At 72.1% G+C, this 6058-nt stretch carries 5 protein-coding genes; 1 reads left to right on the forward strand and 4 read right to left on the reverse strand.

Translation table 11 applies throughout. The annotated features are described in order from the left end of the window. Positions 1–7: 7 nt before the first annotated feature. The 4 genes from IDM40_RS23860 to IDM40_RS23870 form a co-directional block, all read right to left on the reverse strand. A complete protein-coding gene (locus IDM40_RS23860; RefSeq protein WP_235997892.1) occupies positions 8–1207 on the reverse strand; it encodes an MFS transporter in 1200 nt (399 codons plus the stop codon). Continuing rightward, positions 1126–1560 (reverse strand): MFS transporter, encoded by a 435-nt coding sequence (locus tag IDM40_RS28905; RefSeq protein WP_328807111.1) that lies wholly within the window; start codon positions 1558–1560, stop codon positions 1126–1128. The genes IDM40_RS23860 and IDM40_RS28905 overlap by 82 nt, the downstream gene beginning before the upstream one ends. Then, positions 1557–3581, reverse strand: coding sequence for a TRAP transporter permease (locus IDM40_RS23865; RefSeq protein WP_193124299.1), 2025 nt, complete (start codon positions 3579–3581; stop codon positions 1557–1559). Before IDM40_RS23865 ends, IDM40_RS28905 begins: the two co-directional genes overlap by 4 nt. Then, a complete protein-coding gene (locus tag IDM40_RS23870; protein WP_235997894.1) occupies positions 3578–4798 on the reverse strand; it encodes a TAXI family TRAP transporter solute-binding subunit in 1221 nt (406 codons plus the stop codon). Before IDM40_RS23870 ends, IDM40_RS23865 begins: the two co-directional genes overlap by 4 nt. 178 nt (positions 4799–4976) lie before the next feature. On the opposite strand from IDM40_RS23870, the gene IDM40_RS23875 reads away from it, so the two are divergent. After that, positions 4977–5924, forward strand: coding sequence for an acyl-CoA thioesterase (locus tag IDM40_RS23875; RefSeq protein ID WP_193124301.1), 948 nt, complete (start codon positions 4977–4979; stop codon positions 5922–5924). The last annotated feature ends 134 nt before the right edge of the window (positions 5925–6058 follow it).

Genomic DNA, 6058 nt, shown 5'->3' on the forward strand with positions numbered 1-6058 from the left:
AGGGTGCTCAGCCCTGCCCTGCGGTGCCGGCCCGCTCGTCCACGGGGGCGGCGGGCGGGCCGAGCAACAGCACGAACGAGAGCAGGACCAGAGCGACCGGGCCCGCGTAGACCACGAACACGCTCCCCCACGGGAAGCTGATCGCCACCCACGCGTATCCACAGGCCAGCCCGGAGAACCGCAGCATGTTGTGCAGGCCCAGCGCCGCACCGTGGCTCGCGGCGGCCGAGCGCATCACCCCGAGAGCGGCGTTGGCCTGGACCGCCCCGATCGCCGAGCCGACGACCACGAGCACCACGACGGTGACGGTGACGGCGACGGCGGTGGCCTGCCCGGCGGTGCTGACCCAGCCCAGGGTCAGCAGCCCGAGGCCGAGCGCGGCGAGCCCGCCCTGGAGCACGGCCCTGGGGGTCAGGCGCGCACCGATCCAGGAGGACACGGGCGCGAAGACGGTCATCGACACCGCGAGGGCGACGGTGACCGCGGCGATGGTCTCCGGTCCCATGCCGTGGTCGCGGCCCAGGTGCAGGGGCGTGGCGACCACGACGACACCCAGGCAGGCCATGACGGTCCCGGCCGCGGCGGTGCTGCGCAGGTACCGGCGTTCGACGAGCAGTCGGGGGTCGACGAGCGCGGCGGGGTTGTGGTGCGCGATGAGGGCGTGCGCGGCCAGACCGACCACCCCGGCGACCACCAGCGCGATGCCCACGGCCGGGGTGCCCTGCTGGCCGGCCCAGGTGAAGGCGCCCACGAGGGATCCGATGCCGATGACCAGGGTGAGCATGCCGCTGATGTGCAGAGGCGGGCGTCCGGAGGGTGCGGCCGGAACGATGCGTGCGATGAGGAGCATGAGCACGAAGCTCAGCAGCGCGTGGGTTCCGAAGACCGCCCGCCAGCCGAGCAGGTCGGCCACCAGACCGCCCAGGGGCAGACCGAGCGCCTGGCCGACACCGATCGCGGAGGCCCACGCGGCCATCATCCGGGCGCGGTGGCGGGGCCAGAAGTGCGCGAGCGTCTGCTGCACGGCGGGCGGGGTGGCCGAGCAGGCGATCCCCTGCAGGGCGCGCATGGCCACGAGGAACCACAGCTGGTTGCTGCACGCCGCGCCGAGCTGGGCCAGCACCATCAGGCCCAGGGAGCCGACGAGCACCCGGTGCGGGCCGAGGCGTTCGCAGGCCCACCCGGCGACCGGGGAGAACAGCACCATGGCGAGCGTGAAGGCGCTGACCGCGAAGACGATCCNAGGAACCACAGCTGGTTGCTGCACGCCGCGCCGAGCTGGGCCAGCACCATCAGGCCCAGGGAGCCGACGAGCACCCGGTGCGGGCCGAGGCGTTCGCAGGCCCACCCGGCGACCGGGGAGAACAGCACCATGGCGAGCGTGAAGGCGCTGACCGCGAAGACGATCCCGCTGGGCCCGGCGTCGAGCGCGTCGGCGATGACGTTGATGGGCGCGCTGATGATGGTGCTGGTGAGCGTGCCCAGGGCCGAGCTCGCCAGCAGGACCACGTAGGCCGGGCCCGGCGGCGCGGCCGGGCCCGGGGGCTTCGGGGCGCTCACACCCGCGTTCCGGTCGGGGGCCGGTCGTCGGAGCCCGCATCCCTGCGCCGGCGGGCGAACCGGACCACGAGCGCCACAACCGCCGCCACGGCGAGCCCGGCGAGGCTGCTGACCAGGCCGGGGGTCAGGGCGGCGAAGCCCGCGCCGAGGGCGGTCAGGCGGCTGACCGGGCCCAGGGGGCGTTCGGCGCCCACGAGGTAGCCCTCGAACGCGCACCCCATGGCGACGACACCGACGACCGCGAAGAGCACCGCGGCCCCGACCTCGGGCAGGGGCGCACGTCCCACCAGCGCCGGGTCGAGCACGAAACAGAACGGGACGACGTACTTGACCGCGCCCAACCGCATCGCCGTGAGGCTCGTGGGGATGGGTCTGGTCCCGGCGATGCCCGCGGCCGCGAAGGCCGCCAGTCCCACGGGCGGCGTGATGTAGGAGACGGTCGCCCAGTAGATGACGAACAGGTGGGCGGCGATCGGGTCGATACCCATCCCCACCAGCGCGGGGGCCAGCACGATCGCCAGCAGCACGTAGACGGCCGAGACCGTCATGCCGAGGCCGAGCACGAAGGAGGTGAGCGCGCCGGCGATGAGAACCAGCGCCACCGAACCGCCCAGCGCGGTGACCATCTCGCGGGCCAGGGAGAGCGAGACGCCCGTCATCGACAGTCCGCCGATGATGAGGCCGACCCCGGCGATGATCCCGACGATCTCGGCGATGCTCCGGCCTGCGCCGAAGACCAGGTCGCTGAGCCGGCGCGCGCCGAGCCGGTCGCGGCGGCGCACCATCGCGTACAGCAGCAGTCCGGCCACGACGATGAACGGGGCCTGCGCCTCGCGGTGGTAGTACACCAGCAGGAACAGCAGGGCGGCGATCGCGAGCAGGTACGGCCATCCGCGCAGCAGCACCGGGACCGTGCGCGGCAGATGCTCGCGGGCGATCCCGTGCAGGCGGTGCTTGGCGGCGTAGGCGTCGACCTGCACGTAGATGCCGAGGAAGAACAGCAGCGCGGGGATGGCCGCGGCCAGGGCGATCTCGGCGTAGGGCACGCCGACGAAGGACACCATGAGGAAGGCCGCGGTGCCCATGATCGGCGGGGTGATCGACCCGCCCGAGGACGCGGTGGCCTCGACGCCCGCGGCGTAACGCCCGGAGAAGCCGGCCCGCTTCATCGAGGGGATCGTCATCGGGCCGGTCGTCAGCACGTTGGACACCGCGCTGCCGCTCATCATGCCGAGCGTGGCGGAACTGGCCACGGAGACCTTCGCCGAGCCGCCGCGTGCGGTGCCGAACACCGACTGCGCGAAGTCGTAGAAGAACGCGGCTCCCCCGGTGTGCTGCAGGACCACCCCGAACAGCAGGAACCCGATGAGGATGGTCGCGGCGGTCTGCAGCGGCAGCCCGAGCACGGACTCCGCGCCCATGGTGTGCATCTGCGCCAGGCCGACCGCGTCGTACTGGATGCCCTCCAGGATCGGGATCGGGATGCCGCCCGCGATGAGGGGATACAGCGAGAAGGCCAGGGCGATGCCGGTGACGATCATCCCGGCGGTGCGCCGCAGCGCCTCCAGCACCAGGGCCCACTGCACGAAGCTCAGCACGGTGGCGGTGGTGGGCGCGATGTAGTCCCAGCCCTCGGTGAGGATGCGTTCGCCGTGCAGGCCGTAGTAGACGTTCACGCCGGCCACGGTCGCGGCCAGGAGCGCGTCGTAGAAGGGGACCCTGCCCTGTCCGTGCTCGGCGCTGACCGGGAAGGCGAGGAAGACGATCGGCAGGAAGCAGGCCAGGACGAGGTGCAGGAACTCGTTGATGAGCAGGGGCCGGCCGAACGGGTTCCAGTGGAAGACCTGGCCGAGGGTGAGCAGCAGGCCGGCGATGGTCAGGGCGACGACGACGGCTCGCCAGGGGCCGGTGCAGCGGGCCGCGGAGGGGGCGGGCTCGCCGGGGTCGGACCCGGAACCGGTGTGCTCGGTGGCCTCCCCCTCGGCCGGTCCGGTGGTCTCGGGGGTGTTCTCCCGGCTCATCGGTTCTCCCCCGCGTCGTCGCTCTCGTCGTTCTCGCCGGTACCGTCGCCAGGGCTGTCCCCGGCCCCGTCTCCCTCGCTCTCTTGCGCGGCGTGGGGATCGGGGCGGGGGACGTCGGCCTTGGTCTCGGGCCAGGCGGCGCGGGGGTCGTCCTGCTCGGCCACCTGCGGCCACAGCTCCCGGAGCCGTTCGCCGCGCTCGACCAGGTCCTGATTGAGCTGGTCGGCCTCCGGGGTCCAGTCCCCGCGTTCCTCGAGGAAGTCCACGAGCCCGTCGTGGAAGGGCACCTGCCTGGGTGCGGTGAGGACCTCGTCGGCCGACCAGTACGGGAGGGTCGCGGTGGAGTCCTCGTAGTGCTCGAAGTTGTCGACCATCGTCTCGATCGTGTGCCGCACCAGCGCCGGGTCGGTGTCGGCATAGGTGACGACGGGGATCGCGTAGAACATGCCGGTGTCGCTCTCCCCCTCCTCCTGGCCGGGGGCGCCCTCGAACTCACCGAGCTCGACCGACGGGGACACCTCGAGCACGTTCCGCACCGCTTCCGGGTCGTCGTCCAGCTCCAGCCAGCGCACGTCGAAGGCGGACTCCAGTTCGTACAGCGAGGAGCCGTGGACCTGTTGGAAGAGCACGTCGATGAGACCGTTCTTGAGCGCGTCGGGCTGCTCGCCGTAACCGACCTCGACGGTGTTGACGTCGTCCCAGGTGAGCCCGGCGTTGGCGAGGAAGGCCTCGAGCTTGTCGTTCACCGACGGGTTGGCGGTGATGTAGGGGAAGTCGGCGCCGCGCAGGTCCTCGAGCGTCTCGATGCCGGAGTCGTCGGCCACGAGCAGGCCGTGCGGGGCGACCGGGGCCCAGACCACGCGCACGTCCTGGGGGCCCCAGAGCTCGGTGGTGAAGTCCTCGTCGCCCTCGAACGAGTAGATGTACTCGTCGCCGGTGCGGGAGAAGTGCGCCGGGCCCTCGCGCAAGGGCGCCAGGCGGCCGATGGCGGTGTCGGAGGTGATGACACGGACCGGGCTGCCCTCGTGTGCGGTGATGGTGTCGGCCACCGCGGCCACGTCGGCGTAGGTCGAGGTGCCGGTGCCGTAGGTGGTCCAGACGAGCTGGCGCGGCAGGCCGTCCTCGTCCGGGTCGTCCTGGTTCGCGCATCCGGTGGCGGCGAGCGCGACCGCGAGGGCCAGCGCGGCGGCGCACCACCGGATCGGGGCGGGGGGCATGTTCAAGGGGGCGCTTCCTCCCAGGCATCGACTCAGGGAAGCCTGTGTCGTGGGTCACTCTGCCTGGGATGTCACGCGGATTTCCAATACTTTGTCCCCCGGTCACTGATACTCGAATGGCATCAATACCCCTGGGGCAAGGGTGCTCATGGCATCAAGAACCGGGCATGATGGCCCTGTGACCCCGAACACCTCGTACTCCCCACGCACCCCTGCATCCGACCCGTCCGCGACGGCCGAGCCCGGCGGTGTCTCCCTCGAGGAGGTCCTCGCGCTCCTGGAACTGCGCCCGCTCGAGCCTTCCGGCGCCCACCTGACCCGGTGGCGCGGCCAGGCCCAGCGCACCCCGGCGGACCGGCTCTTCGGCGGACTGCTCCTGGCCCAGGCGATCGTGGCGGCCGGGCACACCGCCGCCGACGACCAGCGGGTACTGAGCGTCCAGGCCGACTTCGTGCGCGGGGTTCCCACCGACCGGGACCTGGTGTGGGAGGTCGAACGGGTCTCCGACGCGGTCTCGATGTCCACGCGCCGCAGCACCCTGCGGGACGGGCGCGGGCGTGAACTGTTCACCGCGACCACACGCTGGGCCACCGTCCGCGAGGACCTGCCCTCCTACGGCGCCCTCACCCCGCGCCGTGTGGCCGGGCCCGAGGACCTGCCGGAACTGTCGGAGCGCTTCGCCGGGGACGAGCGCATCCCCGCGTGGTGGAGCGAACCGCGCCCGGTGCACTTCCGTCCGGCCTCCACCCCGCCGTACCTGGCCGAGCACGTCGAAGAGGCCCCCGAGCCGGGACAGACCGTGTGGATCCGGGCCACATCGCCGCTGCCCGACGACCACCTGGTGCGCGCGGCGCTGGTGGCCTACGCCAGCGACATGAGCATCATCGAGGACGCCTTCCGTGTGCTGGGGTCGGCCCGCCACGAACCCGGCGGCCGGATCCTGAGCCTGACGCACAGCCTCACCTTCCACCACCAGCCGGACCTGTCGCGGTGGCACCAGTTCGACGCCCGGGTCGGGTCGGTCTCGCACGGCAAGGCGCTGGGGACCGGCGAGATCTTCGACGACCGGGGTGCCCATGTGGTGTCGGCGAGCCAGATTGCCCTGGTCCGAACGCCCGCACTGTAGATGTGTCGTTCGCTGGGGCCGCTTTTGTGGTCGGCGTCTCGGCACAGATGTGGGGTGTTGTGTGGTGGCGCCTCGGGGGTGGATGGGTGGGAGGCGTTCTGTGGTGTTGCCGGACAGGGGTTCCTGGTGAGGGT

Source organism: Nocardiopsis coralli (genome assembly GCF_014892575.1).
Classification (GTDB): Bacteria; Actinomycetota; Actinomycetes; order Streptosporangiales; family Streptosporangiaceae; genus Nocardiopsis; species Nocardiopsis coralli.

Coding starts and splice junctions, on each gene's coding strand:
- IDM40_RS23865 (WP_193124299.1), bottom strand. CDS start 3,581: ATGAGCCGGGAGAACACCCCCGAGACCACCGGACCGGCCGAGGGGGAG.
- IDM40_RS23870 (WP_235997894.1), bottom strand. CDS start 4,798: ATGCCCCCCGCCCCGATCCGGTGGTGCGCCGCCGCGCTGGCCCTCGCG.
- IDM40_RS23860 (WP_235997892.1), bottom strand. CDS start 1,207: ATGGTGCTGTTCTCCCCGGTCGCCGGGTGGGCCTGCGAACGCCTCGGC.